At 64.0% G+C, this 14,092-nt stretch carries 13 protein-coding genes; 8 read left to right on the plus strand and 5 right to left on the minus strand.

The genetic code is table 11. The features are described from left to right. Positions 1-201 precede the first annotated feature (201 nt). The 6 genes from LDO13_RS07860 to LDO13_RS07885 all read left to right on the plus strand — a co-directional run bounded on the left by LDO13_RS07860 (position 202) and on the right by LDO13_RS07885 (position 4,780). Positions 202-1,137 carry a response regulator transcription factor gene (locus LDO13_RS07860; protein ID WP_224049722.1) on the plus strand — a complete coding sequence of 312 codons (936 nt, stop codon included), beginning with the start codon at positions 202-204 and terminating at the stop codon, positions 1,135-1,137. Between the two features lie 375 nt (positions 1,138-1,512). Continuing rightward, entirely contained in the window at positions 1,513-1,959 is a 447-nt protein-coding gene (locus LDO13_RS07865; RefSeq protein ID WP_224049432.1) for a hypothetical protein, read from the plus strand. Between the two features lie 96 nt (positions 1,960-2,055). Continuing rightward, positions 2,056-2,442 carry an SHOCT domain-containing protein gene (locus LDO13_RS07870; protein ID WP_224049433.1) on the plus strand — a complete coding sequence of 129 codons (387 nt, stop codon included), beginning with the start codon at positions 2,056-2,058 and terminating at the stop codon, positions 2,440-2,442. A gap of 7 nt (positions 2,443-2,449) precedes the next feature. After that, positions 2,450-3,043, plus strand: coding sequence for an SRPBCC family protein (locus LDO13_RS07875; protein WP_224049434.1), 594 nt, complete (start codon positions 2,450-2,452; stop codon positions 3,041-3,043). Between the two features lie 24 nt (positions 3,044-3,067). Then, positions 3,068-3,622, plus strand: coding sequence for a hypothetical protein (locus tag LDO13_RS07880; RefSeq protein WP_224049435.1), 555 nt, complete (start codon positions 3,068-3,070; stop codon positions 3,620-3,622). Between the two features lie 579 nt (positions 3,623-4,201). Then, entirely contained in the window at positions 4,202-4,780 is a 579-nt protein-coding gene (locus tag LDO13_RS07885; RefSeq protein WP_224049436.1) for a response regulator transcription factor, read from the plus strand. A 148-nt stretch (positions 4,781-4,928) separates the two neighbouring features. On the opposite strand, the gene LDO13_RS07890 is transcribed toward LDO13_RS07885, so the two are convergent. Then, positions 4,929-6,116 carry a glutamate--cysteine ligase gene (locus LDO13_RS07890; protein ID WP_224049437.1) on the minus strand — a complete coding sequence of 396 codons (1,188 nt, stop codon included), beginning with the start codon at positions 6,114-6,116 and terminating at the stop codon, positions 4,929-4,931. 750 nt (positions 6,117-6,866) lie between these two features. Here LDO13_RS07890 and LDO13_RS07895 point away from each other — a divergent pair. After that, a complete protein-coding gene (locus LDO13_RS07895; RefSeq protein ID WP_224049723.1) occupies positions 6,867-7,403 on the plus strand; it encodes a TetR/AcrR family transcriptional regulator in 537 nt (178 codons plus the stop codon). Beyond that, positions 7,400-8,428, plus strand: coding sequence for an EamA family transporter (locus LDO13_RS07900; RefSeq protein ID WP_224049438.1), 1,029 nt, complete (start codon positions 7,400-7,402; stop codon positions 8,426-8,428). Before LDO13_RS07895 ends, LDO13_RS07900 begins: the two co-directional genes overlap by 4 nt. A 443-nt stretch (positions 8,429-8,871) precedes the next feature. Here the strand turns inward: LDO13_RS07900 and LDO13_RS07910 are convergent, their stop codons facing one another. The 4 genes from LDO13_RS07910 to LDO13_RS07925 form a co-directional block, all read right to left on the minus strand. Then, positions 8,872-9,810: a carbohydrate kinase gene (locus LDO13_RS07910; RefSeq protein ID WP_224049439.1), complete on the minus strand. Its 939-nt coding sequence runs from the start codon at positions 9,808-9,810 to the stop codon at positions 8,872-8,874. 25 nt (positions 9,811-9,835) lie between these two features. Next, entirely contained in the window at positions 9,836-11,344 is a 1,509-nt protein-coding gene (locus tag LDO13_RS07915; RefSeq protein ID WP_224049440.1) for a glycoside hydrolase family 32 protein, read from the minus strand. Positions 11,345-11,451: 107 nt separating this feature from the next. After that, a complete protein-coding gene (locus tag LDO13_RS07920; protein ID WP_224049441.1) occupies positions 11,452-13,059 on the minus strand; it encodes an ABC transporter substrate-binding protein in 1,608 nt (535 codons plus the stop codon). 71 nt (positions 13,060-13,130) lie between these two features. Beyond that, complete coding sequence (locus LDO13_RS07925) at positions 13,131-14,090, minus strand: carbohydrate ABC transporter permease (protein ID WP_224049442.1); 960 nt, start codon at positions 14,088-14,090, stop codon at positions 13,131-13,133. Between the last annotated feature and the right edge of the window lie 2 nt (positions 14,091-14,092).

The raw sequence follows: 14,092 nt of genomic DNA on the forward strand, positions 1-14,092 counted from the left end.
ACCGTTGCCACGTGTCATGACACGCAAGTCAGCGGGCCGCGTGTGCCTTCATACCCGGGTGCGCCGGTTGGCAGGAAGTTTTTTGGGGTTTAGCCTTAGGGTGCGCAGGATGGCCTACGGGTGGCCGAGCGCGCTGGTGGGTGACCGGCGAGGGGATCTTCAGCAACGTTTCGGTCTCAGAGACGGAGCGACGTAGTGACGATGATGGCCGATTCTGGAATTAGCGGGACACTATCCTTGAATGCTCGGGGCGTCTATCTGCTCGACGATCACGAGGTCGTCCGGCGGGGCCTACGGCACCTCCTGGAGTCCGACGGCCAGAGCATCGCCGGAGAATCAGGGTCCGCGCCGAAGGCGCTGCGCCATATTCGCGCCCTTCGCCCCGAGTTGGCCATTATTGACGATGATCTCACCGATGGTTCCGGGATCAGGGTGTGTCGGGATATTGCGGCGGCCGGCCTCGGCACTAGGTGCGTGATTCTGACCGGGGAGAGCAGCGAGTCCGTGCTGATCGACTCCATTCTGGCCGGCGCATGGGGATGCCTGTCCAAGCAGGACAACAATGGCGAACAAATAAGACTCATTCGCCGCGGCCTGGCAGGGCACACAGCATACAGCGGCCGGTTCCGGGCCGCGCTTGCTGCCCCCTCGGCGCTGCGCGGGCCGAAGCGCCCGGAAGAGCTTCTTCTGACCCTCACAAGACAGGAAATGAATGCCGCCGTCGGGTTGGCGCGAGGGCTGACCAACCGCCAGATCAGCCAGGAGATGTTTGTGGCAGAAAGGACCGTTAAGCACATGACCTCGTCCGTGCTGAGGAAACTCGGCATGGCACGGAGAACAGAGGCCGCCGTGTTCATCACGAAGGCGCTGAATCCCACGGAAAACCGTTCGTACCGCTCAAGCCCATTCCCGGATCTGATCGCGGAGGTCACGGCAGCACTACTGGATTGCATCAGCGAGTCCGGGACCTTGCCGGTCATACACGAAGAGCGGGCTGGGGATGTCCGGCGGCTTGCTGAGGCACTTACAGCGATGGGGACCGGCAGAATAGAAACCGGGCTCCTGCCGGCACCTCGGGACGCGGCCAACGGCGGTTCTGGGTCCGGTTATCAGGAGCGTCACCGGGTTTCACGCTGACGGCGGACTCACGCCGCCCTGGCGCGGCCGCCTGAAATCCCTCGCGGGTAGACGATCATGCCCCCTGCCGGTGAGCGGGGGGCGCCTTGGGCCGTGAAGTGGGTGTTGCTCGGGCACGGACTTAACGATGTCATGAATGTCAGGCCGGGCGGGCGCCCTCGAGGGCGTTGTCTTCGGGAACCGCATTGTGCCGACGCCGGATGAGGCCGTCCCCGGCGTTGGTGCCCAAGGTTGCGGGTCGCCGTGGGATCTGCGGTATTGGCACCGGGAATCATCATCGTCGGATGAGGTCGTGGCCCCGGTGCAGCCCGAGAATGGTCGTGCTCGCCAGTGACAGAGCGTCCTGCCGCATCCCATCCCGGAACGGAGCCTCCAATGTCGAGACCTCACCCAATCCTTGCAGGACCGATCGCAGTCGCCGCTTCCCTCGCGCTGCTCACGGGCTGCAGTACTTCCAGCCCCGGGACGAGCGTCAGCAGCGCCCGAGCGCAGGAGAACGTTTCGCAGGCGTGCGCTGCTGCCAGCGCCTATTCCGCAGCCCTGACAAATTTCAAACAGACACTCAAACCCGGCGCAACAGTGGAGCAGATCAACTCGGCACGAGACCAGGTCGCGAAAACCTACGACGATCTGATCAGGGCCAGCCAGGACGTCGCCAGGGACGAGGTGGACGCCGTCCAAGCGGCCGAAAAGAACTTCGATCGAGCCGTCAAGGCCGTTCCCGACGATGCCACCCTGACCCAGGCGTTCGGTTCCCTAAGGGACGAAGCAGCCAACGTCCAGGCCGCGGTCAGCGACCTCCGGACGGCGGCCAAGTGTTAGGTTCGCCAATTTCTGTTCATCCGCAGTAGCCCCCATGCCGCGCATTCGGCTGCCTTAGTGCCAAATGCCCCCCCAGCTGAAAGCAGGGAAGTCAACGTGAGTGTCTGGGGAAACTTTTGGAACATTATCTGGTGGCTGTTCTATGTGTGGGCCTTCTTCGCCTTCCTGTGGGCGTTGTTCACCGTAATTGGGGACCTGTTCCGGGACGACAAGCTCAGCGGCTGGTGGAAGGCCATCTGGGTCATCTTCCTGGCTTTCGTGCCCTTTCTGAGCCTTCTGGTGTACTTGATTGCCCGCGGTAAGGGCATGGCCGAGAGGTCTATGGAACGGGCGCGAAAACATCAGGAGGCCGCGGATGCATACATCCGGGGGCTCTCTGCAGCGAGTCCAAGTGAGGAGATCTCCAAAGCCAGGGCTCTTCTGGACTCGGGAACCATCAGTGCTGATGAGTTCGACATGATCAAGAGCAAAGTACTGGTCTGAGAGCGCCATGAAATCCTATGAGGCCAAGACACTGATCAATGCCCGGAAATCCACGGTATGGGACATCATCACGGACGGCGGCAACTACACAGTCTGGGACTCTGGCATTACCCACATCTCCGGCGGACTGCGCAACGGGGGCACGATTCGAGTCCGGAGCCGGACCGGCGGAAACCGTACTTTCCGTCTGCGCGTCCGGCAAATGCCGGGCGAAGCGATGACATGGACCCGGCGCCTGGCCCTTGGCCTGTTCAAGGGCGTGTGCACGTTCACGCTCACGTCCCACGGCGAAAAGACGCTTTTGCACGTCAGGCAGGATCTTGCCGGCCCACTGCTGGGCCTGCTGTGGAAGACCCTGCCCGATATTGAGCAGGCTTTCGCCGAGTACGTAAACGCCGTTAAGAAACGCGCCGAACTGCTCAGCAGACATGAAGCCAGGATCCACGCTTCACAAGGCCGACCACAGGACGTATCGGGCGAACGCTCAGACCAGCCGAGTGCCCGCGACACTCCGCCTTGGTCGAGAACGCTTCTTCCCCACGACCAACGTTGGCCTCAACCTCTGCGTCTGCAACAGGACCCTTCAAAATCCTCCTGGTAGATGTACGACTGCTTCATAAGCATCATGACTTCGCAACGCATCATGACGCCGAACGCCCGGCTTTGCATCTGGTGGATCATTGACCTGTTCCGGATCACCAAAGAATACGCCGCCGACGGTGCCTCCATGCCGTTGGGCGGGACCAATTCCCAGCGCCGCGGCCTGCGGCTGGCATCGACCGCCGTGGCCGCCGCCCTCCTGGCTGCGGTGACCTACATCACCGGGGAACCTGTCGCTGGGACAATCGCCGCTACCGTCACCGCGGTGAACGAACTGCTGAACCCGGCCCCGCCGCCACCGGTCAAAAAGTGGGTCACCGTTGCGGAGGCCTCCGGCACCAAGCTCCCGGGGCCGGTCGTGACCGTCACCGGAAAACTTCACATCGAGTACACCTTCACCGGCCCGGCGGTGGCCTACCTCCAGCCTGCGAAAGGACCGGCCATCACCATTCTTGCCCGGATCAAGGCCGGAGCCGGGGCGACCGGCATCGCTCTGCAGCCGGGGACCTACACGCTGATAGTCAGCACTACCGGCACCATCTGGCACCTCACGGCCGAGGAATACCGGCTCCCCGGGTAGCGGCACGGCCTGTGCCGCATTCGCCTGGACACAGGGCCCCGCAGCACCTTCAAAGCAACTCGAGGATGCCGACCGTATGCCATGCCCCGGACATCTCGTGCTCCGGGACGTGGGCACTTTTGCCGGAACTCCATCAGGTCTAGCTTGGAGAGCATCAGGCCCGTGCACACGAACGCGGGCTGGCCGGGAACACCGGGCGGGGGGTCCGGTGGTATTGGTCGCGGCGGCGGGGTCGGCCCCAATCATCCAATACAGCGCCTTCAGGGTCTCAAAGGCGAAGGAACGGAACAGGAATGATGGCGGACCCGGGAATCCCTCCGCAGCATCCAAAGCCCGGCCGGGGTGTGTATTTGCTGGACGACCACGAGGTCCTTAGGCGGGGCTTGCGCCAGGTGCTGGAGTCCGATGGTCGGGGAATCGGGGTCCGCCCGCGAAGCAGCTCGGCGGATCCCAGCCCTTCGCCCGAATCTGGCCATCCTTGACGATAATCTCACAGACGGAACCGGTGCCGAGGTGTGCCGGGCCATCGCCGCGGCTGGCTCAACTACACGGTGCGTCACCGGGGGAGCCGACGAAGCCTTGCTGCTCGACTCCATCTTGGTCGGCGCGTGGGGATGCCTGTCCAAGCAGGATGACTGCAGCGAACAGCTCCGGCTGATCCGCCGCGCACTGTCCGGTTACAGCGCTTACAGCGGGCGGTTCCAGTCGGCGCTTCTGGACCCGTTCCCCGGGCCGAAACGCCCGGATGAGAGACTCCTGACCCTCACGAGACAGGAAACGAATGTCGCCGTCCGTCTGGGGAAAGGGCTGACCAAACGCCAGATCAGCCAGGAGATGGGGCTGACAGAAAAGACGGTGAAGAACATGGTCTCGTCCGTGCTGACGAAACTCGGCATGGAGCGTAGAACACAGGCCGCGGTGTTCATCTGCGGAGCGCTGAATCACTCGGACGATCCTGACTGCGGCGGCTACCGGTCCAGTCCGTTCCCGGATCTGGTCGCCGAAGTCACCTCAGCGCTGCTGAGCTGTACCAGCGAGGACCGCTCAGTGCCGCCTACGGACGCCGAGCGGGCATCGTACGCCCTCCGGCTTGCCGCCGCCCTCGCCGCAACCGGGATCCGGCCGACGCGCCGGCGCCCGCTGCCGAGCCGGACTTAAGAACCCCGGATTCCGCGCCGGCGTTCCCGGGTCCGTAAAGCTGGTGAGCCCGACACCACATCGGGAGAGCCCACGGCGGTGCATGCTCGGAGGGCCCGCACTAATAGGGCGTCCACTGGACGCTGTCGTGGCTGTCCTGTCGAGTCGGTCAGGTAGTGTGCAGGCGCCGTGACCGGCGACGCGGGGCCACGGCGGTCCCGTGGGTGTGTCCGATGGCCTCGAGCACCACGGCGGGCAGGCTCTGGGTGCTCATCATGATCTCCCGCTGCCGGCGTGAACCTGTGCCGGAGGTCAGGATCCTTGCCGCTTCCGAGGTCACTTGCTCCTCGTCCCCGCTGTCGGCCAGGGCCGGCCGGATATGGGAGAGGAGGACCTGGACCGCTTCTCCGGCCGGGCATGGAGTGTTCAGCAGGGGGTGCAGGAGAGTGCCGTCGACTCCTGATTGACTCGCCTGCCACGCCGCCAGACGCAGTTGCCCGGCGGACCGGCGGGGCGCAGAAATCCCGGCGCGCCATTCCTGGGCGGCACGTTCAACGAGTGCCCGCACGATCGCGGCAATCGCGGCCGCGTGTGAGGCCTCCATGCAGACGTCGGCAATGCGTACCTCCACCGTCGGGTGGTTCCGGGAGAGGCGCGCGTCGAAGTACACCATCCCTTCGTCCAGGAGTACGCCCGTTGTCAGCAGGGATTGCACGTACCGGTGGTATTCCCGTTCTGATCCGAACCTTTCGCAGGGCCCGGAGGTCGGCCAGCGGTTCCAAGCCTGGTAGCGGAAGCTTGCGTATCCGGTGTCGGCACCCTGCCAGAAAGGGGAGTTCGCGCTCAGCGCCAGCAGCACGGGCAACCAGATCCGGATGCGGTCCAGAACTGCCACACCTTCGTCACCGTCGGTGATTCGGACGTGAATATGGAAGCCGCAGGTGAGTTGCTCCCGGAGCGTCAACCCGAACCGGGTTGCCATGTTCAGGAATCGGGGCTGCGGGACGAGGGTGGGAGTAGCCGGGACGGGACTGGTGGCCACGGCGACCGCTCGTGCCCCCACCGAGTGGGCTGCCTCGTCGGCCAGCTGCCGGCCCTCGCGGATGAACGTAATCATTTCCTGCAGCGTGGAACAGACAGGCCCGACGGCCTCGAGCTGCTCTTGCTGGACCTCCAAAGCCAAGAATGGGCCGCCACTGGTTTCAGGGCGCTGCGGGGCCTTGGCCAAGCACACTTCCGCGGCGGGCACGGGCTGCCCCGTCGTGGCATCGACGAGCAGGAATTCCTCCTCGACGCCGAACGTCCTTTGAACCCCTCCGCCAGAACGGCTGGGTGGTCTCGTCAGTGAAGAATTCAAGGCAGCTCCTAACAGGAAGGCCTCCAACCCTGCCACCACGGCAGGGCGGCTGCCAATGAAGCTATCCAGCCCTCCTCCACGAGCCATGATCACCGGCCCGTGCTGCTGAACTCCCCCCAGAATATCCCCGACAAAAGCATGTCGGAAGGAAAAGCCTATAAGACGGTCATCGAGGCGCACGTGGACCCATGGCCCACACCTTCCGGGGAACGGTACGCGTAGCAGCGGGTCGGGCAGTGATGCGGGACTACCGGAGGCGCGTCCGTGCGCAGGGACAACTTTCCCCGCCACAGCCGCAGAACTGCCGGACCAGGACTGTAGCCCGTATCCGGGCTGGACCAGCTAAAGCTCTTGCGGGTGTCCCAGCCACGAATGGCTGGGACACGGGAGCGGCACGCCAACATCCGTTGACAACATCATTGAGTTTCCTTCGGATTCTAGGCATCCGATCCACCCCGTCTAGCCCCGGTTCCGCAAGCTCCACCGGGGCCTGCGGTGCAGGAAAATGTCCCTCCGGCGCTCCTGCGTCGCTGATTTCCTTGGGGGAATTTCCTGCCCCTTTTTCCTTGGGGGAATTTCCTGCCCCTTGCACACCACGTTCGATCTGTCGAGAACGGGCATTTCCCCTCTAGCGGCTGAGCGGGGTGGTGTTCCGTCGTCTTAAGTAGGTAGACTGGGCTACCTACTTAAGGGTTGTGTGATGTTGTGGGTGATGGTCTGGGCCGGGAGCGGCCGGCACGTGATCGGTTGATGACGGCCGCCGCTGAGTTGTTCTATGCGCATGGGATGGCCGCTACCGGGATTGATGCGATCACCGAGAGGGCGGGTGTGGCGCGGAAGAGCCTGTACAACAACTTCGCGTCCAAGGACGATCTGGTGCTCGCGTATATCCGGGAACGCCACCAGGAGTGGCTGGGCCTGTACGAGCTGCGCGTCGTCAATGCACAGACTTCGCGCGATCGGGTGTTGGCGGTGTTCGATGCCTACATCGACCATGCCGGGGCCGCCTACGTCCACGGGTTTCGCGGGTGCGGGCTGCTCAACGCAGCCGCCGAGCTGCCGGCGGGCGCGCCCGGGCGGGTGGCGGTCCGCGAGCACAAGGAACAGGTCGAGGCGATCCTGGCCGCTGGTCTGGCCTTGATCGTCGACGCCGACCGGGCCGCAGAGCTCGCCGAGCAGTTGGCGTTCGTGCTCGAAGGTGCAGTAGCCCGCGCCGGCCTAGAGGGCTCTGTTGAGCGCTTGGTCCATGCCCGCGCGATCGCCGCCTCGCTGGTGGATGCGCTGTGAGGCGCGAGAAGGTGATCGCCATCGCGGCGATCACCATCACCTCAATGCTGTGGGGCACAACGGGCACCGCCGCGACATTCGCACCCGGCGCCGGCCCGCTGGCGATCGGAGCCGCCGCCCTGGGGATCGGCGGCGTTTTGCAGGCTCTCATCGCGATCCCGGCGCTACGCGCCAGCCGCGGGAAACTACGCGCCAACCTACCCCTGACGGGACTGGGCGCGGTGGCGGTGGCGATCTACCCGCTGGCGTTCTACAGCTCGATGCACCTGGCCGGGGTGGCGCTCGGCACCGTCGTGTCCCTGGCATCGGCACCGCTGGCTTCCGGTGTGCTGGAATGGTTCGTCCAACGCACCCCGCTCAGCCGGTGGTGGATGCTGGCCGCCGGGCTTGGCATAACTGGCAGCACTTTGCTGTGTCTTTCTAAGATGGCCCTCGACCCCGGCGATGTCGGTTCGACGCTTGCCGGCATCGGGCTCGGTCTGGTCGCAGGCGCCACGTACGCCACATATTCGTGGTGCGCCCAACGCCTCATGAGCCGCGGCATTAGTCGCGCCGCCTCGATGGGGGCAGTGTTCGGAGCCGGCGGCATTCTGCTTGTGCCGGTCCTGCTTATGACCGGCGCACCGCTGATCGCGAGCTCTCAGGTGTTCGCCGTCGCAGCCTACATGGCTCTGATCCCGATGTTTCTGGGCTACTTGCTCTTCGGATATGGTCTGGAGCGCGTCACTGCCAGCACCGCAACCACGATCACCCTGAGTGAACCGGCCATCGCCGCGGTCCTGGCCGTGGCCATCGTCGGCGAACGCCTCAGCACTGTTGGCTGGGTAGGGCTTGGCATCATTGCCGTGGCCCTCGCTGTTCTGGCGATCGCGCCAACCAACACGGTTAGTGCACTGCCGAAATCAGACCCTGTCGTTGTTCTGACACGCCGTCCTCGGCCGGTACTCAAGATGGAAGGCGGAACAACCTTCGTTGACGCCGACGCCGTCTCCGCGCTCAAGCACGCTCGCTCCCCTGGACGGTGACCCCGACGTCCGGTCGGTCGCTGCGTCAGCACGGTCCGACAGTCCCTCGAGGCCGATCTGATCGACCACGTGCACATCGTCCTCGTGCCGATCGTCCTGGGCCGGGGCGAGCGGCTCTGGGATGGACTCGGAAGGACTCGAAGCAACCATTGAAATCGAAGCGACCCCTTGTGTACTCGGAGTTCTCCATCTGACCTTCGCCCGTCGGACGGCCCGGTAGGTCGACATGTATGGGGCAGGCCTGGTGCCAGTTCTCAGGAAAGAGGCAGCGGCGGGGAACCGGTAGCGAATGTGTCGAAGCTCCGATCAAATGACGGTTGATCGGAGCTTCGGTCCATTTTATGCAACTGAACTTCGGAGGCTGCTCGGAAGGTATGAACGGCGGTTGGGAACGCGGGCAGTTACCAGATATAGGACGGCTGCCCGCGACGAAACGGACGGCGCTAGGTCTGTTGGTTCTGAAGCTGGGAGCGAAGTTCGTCTGCGGTCGGGGGATTTGCACCAGCCCGGCGTACGGTGATCGCAGCCGCCATGGCGGCCGTTCGTCCGAGCTGCTCCAGAACAGCGGGTGCCAAACCATCGGTTCCGCGGGTGAGGAGGCCCAAGATCAGCGCGGACATGTACGAGTCGCCTGCCCCGATGGTATCCACGACTTTCGATTCCACTGCCGGGACCTTCACGCGGGTTGCGGCTGTTGCAAGGAGCGAACCCGATGAGCCTTGGGTGATGACGGCCAGGTCGGCGCCCAAATGCAGGATGTGTGTGGCGGTCTGGTCTGAGTTCTGGTCCGGGTAGAGCCAGTGCGCGTCCTCGTCGCTGAGCTTGACGACGTTGGTGAGGTGGACCAGGTCTTCGAAGATGGATACGGCTTCGGCGTGGCTGCCGAGCAGGGCGGGCCGGATGTTGGGGTCATACGTGACCGTGCATCCGGGGCGGCGCTGCTGAAGGAGCGATTTGACCGCGTCGGCACCCGGGGCCAGAAACGTGGCGATGGAACCTGTGTGGACTATCTCAGGGACGACGGCGGGAACCGGCGGTTGGATGTTCCAGGCGATGTCAAAGTCGTAGCTTGCTGAACCGTCGGGGGCGAGGGCTACCGTGGCAGTCGAGGTCCTGGGGAGCGAAGGGGACCCCGGCAGCAGTGACACACCGGCGCTGAGAATGTGCTTCTCGATTGCCGCGCCGCGGTCATCGTTACCGAACGCCGTGAGCAGTCCGGTGTTGACGCCGAGCCGGCCGAGCCCGTAGGCGACATTGGCCGGTGATCCGCCGGGGTGCTCAGTCGTGCCTTCGTGCGAGGTGACGATGTCGGTGAGGGCTTCGCCGATGACGAGGACATCGAGGGGTTGCCCCGCCTGGCTGGCGGCATCGGGGTTGTGCATGTGTTGTCCTTTCTGCTGGCGGGCGTTAAGCGAATTGAGTGATTTCGAGGCGGTTGATGGTTGCTGTCCCGCCGATCGCGTAGACAGCGACGTCGGTGCTGGTGTGGGCCGGAAAGATCAGTTCCGTCATGGTGACCTGGCCGCCCCGGGCGAAGACTTCAACGGAGCAGCGGTCCACGTAGATGGTGAGATCGTAGGACCCTTCCGTGGTCAGGACGGGTGCGCTGTCGACGGAGGGGAAGGCTTTGTGGAAATCAGTGTCCCCGGAGTCCCGGCGGTCAACGATCAGGATTGCTTCGTCCGGTCGGATGCCAACTCGGGTTCCGCGGGCTCCGTCGCCGCGCACGACCAGCCCGAATTCCTCGGCTGTCCCCGGGGTGAGGGTGATATCGATGCGCTGGACGCTGCCCGCGGCATCTTCCAAGATGTGGGTGCCGTCGGCGATTTCGGTGTCCGCAAGGCTGAACTTTTGGCCTTGCTCGGGAAGTGCGGCGAAATTTCCGGTGGCTTTTTGGATCAGGCGGGGTTGTCCGTCGATGGTGTGGAGGGATATTTCGCGGGCGAGTGTCATGGGGCTGCGCCACGGTGTGGTGGGGATGTGGTTGGCGTATTCCCAGTTGTTCATCCACGCGATCATGAGGCGGCGGTTGTCGGGGACGTCGCTGAAGGAGACGGCGGCGTAGTAGTCCCGGCCCCAGTCCAGCCACTGGTACTCGCTCAGCCGGGCGGGGTCCTGGAGACCTTCGGTGACGGTGGTGGCCGAGGCGAACGTGGTGCCGTCGAATTCGCCCACGAAATACTGGCCAGCCGAGCCGTTGTTGGGTCCGCCGGGGTTGAGGTTGACGGTGAGGACCCACTGCAGCCTGGCCGGGTCGCTGTCGAGGGGGAGGGGGAACAGGTCGGGGCATTCCCACACGCCTCCGGTGGCGTTGGCCGGGCCGAAGGTGCTGAGGTATTCCCAGTTCCGGAGGTCATCGGAGCGGTAGAGCACGACCTGGAAGTCTTGGGCTTCCACGGCGGCCATGACCCAGTAGCTGCCGGCGTCGCCGTCGTACCTGATGACTTTGGGGTCGCGGAACTCGGCTGATCCGCGGTTCAGTACGGGGTTGGCGGTGTGTTTGGTCCACGTGTATCCGCAGTCCAGGCTGTAGGCGAGCGACTGGGCCTGGAGTCCGCCGTGCGCGGATCCGGGCTTGAAGGCGCTGGTGTAGACGGCGACCAAGGGCGGTGCCGAACCGGTGCCGAATCCGCTGGTGTTGTCTTGATCAAAGACGATGCTGCCGGAGAAGATGTCTTCGTCCTCGTCGCAGGCGATGGCGACGGGGTGTTCGGTCCAGGTCAGCAGGTCCGTGGACGTGGCGTGCCCCCAGGACATGTTTCCCCAGACGTTGTCCACCGGATTGTTCTGGTAGTAGAGGTGATAGACGCCATCATGGAAAATCAGTCCGTTGGGATCGTTAAGCCAGGTGTTCCCCGCGGTGTAGTGCAGGGCCGGCCGGAAGGTGTCGGCCGTGGTGGCGGTCGCGGCGGTCATGAAGGACGGTCTCGTTTCTGTGCAGGTCTGGGGGAGGAACCCTGCAAAAGGGTTCCCTGAGGGGTGGGTGGGCCGGCGCGCACACCGGCCCACCCGGCAGGAGGGAGTTAGGAGTTCTTTTTGTAGCGGTCGTAGGCCTGCTGGTAGACCTCGATCATCTTGTCGACACCGACGTTCTTGAGCTGGGAGACGTAGCCGTCCCATTCCTGGTCGATGCCGCCGGAGACAATCCATTTGGCGATGTTCTGCTTCACCAGGGATGTGGTGTCGGTCTGGATGGTGCTGATCTGCTGGAGTTCCTCGTTGGACAGGGCGACCGGGGGGTAGCCGTCGTTGCCGGCGAACGGCTTGTAAATTTCGCTGACAGCCTTCTGGCGTTCCGCGGCGCGCGGTTCGGGTGCGACGACGGTCGTGAAGTTCTCGGCCGTGTTGGCCTTCGGGCCGCCGGGGGCGACCTTCTGGCGGCGTTCGCCTTCGCTGGTTCCGGCCGGGGCCGGGATCTGGGTCAGCAGGCCGGTGGCGTCCTTCTGGAGAGTTTCACCGATCGGTCCCCAGTTGGCTTGGGCGGACTGGAGGGGGTCATAGAGGTTGTCGGCCCAGCGCATGGTCGCGGCCGGGTACTTGTTGGTCCGGGTGATGGCGAACGCGCCGCGGGCGATCTCCTGGTTGTTGGACTGGCTGGCGATCCGTTTGCCGTCCACGCCTTCGAGTACCGGCACGAGGGAGTAGTTGGCGGCGCGGTCCGCGCCGACCATCTCGGGGACTTCCCACCAGACGAAGGAGCCGAGGTTTTCCGTGGCGGCCTTGCCCTTGGCCAGGTAGGCCTTGTCGTCCTGGGAGAAGGATTCGGGGTCGATCAGGCCTTCCTGGTACCACTCGTGCAGCGTCTGGATGGCCTTCTTGTAGCCGTCTTGGGTGGGGGTGAAGATGACTTTGTCGTCTTGGACGATTCGGTGGTCCATGTTGTCCGGCACTCCGCCGAGGGCGGCGATCAGGTCAACGATGTCCCCGCACCAGGAGCCGGGCATGAAGCTTAGCGGGATGGTCTTGCCGGTCCCGGAGGCGTCCTGGGTCTTGAACGCGAGCAGCGCGTCGTGGAACTCGTCGATGGTCTTCGGCATCGGGATGTTGAGTTTCTTCAACCAGGAGGTGTTGATGGCCAGTTCGTTGGGGAACTGGACCAGGCCGAGTTCTTCGACGGACGGCAGGGAGTAGATGTGCCCGTCCGAGGAGGTGATGGCTGCCTTGATATCGGGACGGGCAGAGAGCAGCTTGGAGAGATTGGGCGCGTTCTTCTCGATGAGTCCCTCGAGGGGGATGAGGGTGCCGCTGGCGGAGTACGTGGCGATCTCGGCGTCGGTCAGGCCGGTGTTGAAGAACGCGTCGGGCAGGTCCCCGCTGGCCAGGATGAGGTTCTTCTTTTCCTGGAAGACCGTCTCGGGCAGGTTTTCCCAGTTGACGTGGATGTTGGTGGCTTTTTCCCATTCCTGCACCACGGTCATGGTGTTGTAGTCCGGGGCCAGGGCGGCCTTGGTCCCGGAGAATGTCAGGTCGAGTTGCTTGCTGACAATCGGGAAGCCGGATTCCTGGAACCCGAAGTCGGCGGAGGCGTCCTTGATCTCCGTGGAGCCGGACTTGCCGCCGGAGCAGCCGGTGAACGTCAATGTTCCGGCCAGGACGGCGCCGAGGACGGCGTATTTACGGCTAAGTGCCATGGTCATTCCTATTCTGAGGTGGGATTGCTGCCGTCCGACGGCGGTTGCCCGGACGGTCGATAGGGGAGGGGCTATTTGACTGCGCCGATCATGGCGCCCTTGGTGAAGTGCTTCTGCATGAATGGCAGGGCAATCATGAGTGGCAGGCTCGAGACGACGATCATGGCGTACTTGGTGAGCTCTGCGATCCTTTGCGCGGCGGCATAGGATTCGATGTCCCCGCCGGTGGTGCCGGAGGATGAGACGTCTGACTGGATGAGGATGTTCCGCAGGACGAGCTGCAGCGGATATTTGGAGTCGTCGTTCAGGAAGATCAGGGCGTCGAAGAACGAGTTCCAGTGCGCGACGACGTGGACCATGATCATCAGCATGATCAGCGGTTTGGACAGCGGCAGCACCATCTTGAAGAAGAAGGTGAAGTCGTTGGCTCCGTCCATCTGGGCCGCTTCACGCAGTTCGTTCGGGACGGTGTGTTCGAAGAAGGAGCGGGCGATGATCAGGTTCCACACCCCCACTGCCCCCGGCAGGACCACGGCCCAGACGGTGTCCAGCATCCCCAGGTCCCGGACCACCAGGTACTTGGTGATGAGGCCGCCGTCGAAAAACATGGTGATGACGAACAGGAGCATCAGGATCTTGCGGCCCGGCATGTCCTTGCGGGAGAGGGCGTAGGCGCCACAGAGGATCGTGGTGACGCTGATGACGGTTCCCAGGACGGTGTAGACGACCGTGTTGCCCAGGCCGTTCCAGATCCGGCTGTCAGCGAAGATCCGCTCGTAGCCCTCCGTGGTCACGCCGGAGGGGAACAGCCAGACCTTGCCTTCGTAGACCGCGTTGGGGTCGCTGATGGAGGCGATCACAATGAAGTACAACGGGTAGACGACGGCCAGGATGGACAGCACCAGCACCGATGTGGCGGCGATGTTGAACACGCGGTCGCCGTACTTGTCCCTCAGGGTCGGCTTGGGGCGGGGCCGGCTCACGGCCCTGGCTGGGTTTTCGATGTTGACGGGGCTGGTTTTCAGAGACATCT

The organism is Arthrobacter sp. NicSoilB4 (assembly GCF_019977335.1).
In the GTDB taxonomy this organism is placed as follows: Bacteria; Actinomycetota; Actinomycetes; order Actinomycetales; family Micrococcaceae; genus Arthrobacter.

Coding starts and splice junctions, on each gene's coding strand:
- LDO13_RS07860 (WP_224049722.1), top strand. CDS start 202: ATGATGGCCGATTCTGGAATTAGCGGGACACTATCCTTGAATGCTCGG.
- LDO13_RS07865 (WP_224049432.1), top strand. CDS start 1,513: ATGTCGAGACCTCACCCAATCCTTGCAGGACCGATCGCAGTCGCCGCT.
- LDO13_RS07875 (WP_224049434.1), top strand. CDS start 2,450: ATGAAATCCTATGAGGCCAAGACACTGATCAATGCCCGGAAATCCACG.
- LDO13_RS07880 (WP_224049435.1), top strand. CDS start 3,068: ATGACTTCGCAACGCATCATGACGCCGAACGCCCGGCTTTGCATCTGG.
- LDO13_RS07895 (WP_224049723.1), top strand. CDS start 6,867: ATGACGGCCGCCGCTGAGTTGTTCTATGCGCATGGGATGGCCGCTACC.
- LDO13_RS07910 (WP_224049439.1), bottom strand. CDS start 9,810: ATGCACAACCCCGATGCCGCCAGCCAGGCGGGGCAACCCCTCGATGTC.
- LDO13_RS07915 (WP_224049440.1), bottom strand. CDS start 11,344: ATGACCGCCGCGACCGCCACCACGGCCGACACCTTCCGGCCGGCCCTG.
- LDO13_RS07920 (WP_224049441.1), bottom strand. CDS start 13,059: ATGGCACTTAGCCGTAAATACGCCGTCCTCGGCGCCGTCCTGGCCGGA.
- LDO13_RS07925 (WP_224049442.1), bottom strand. CDS start 14,090: ATGTCTCTGAAAACCAGCCCCGTCAACATCGAAAACCCAGCCAGGGCC.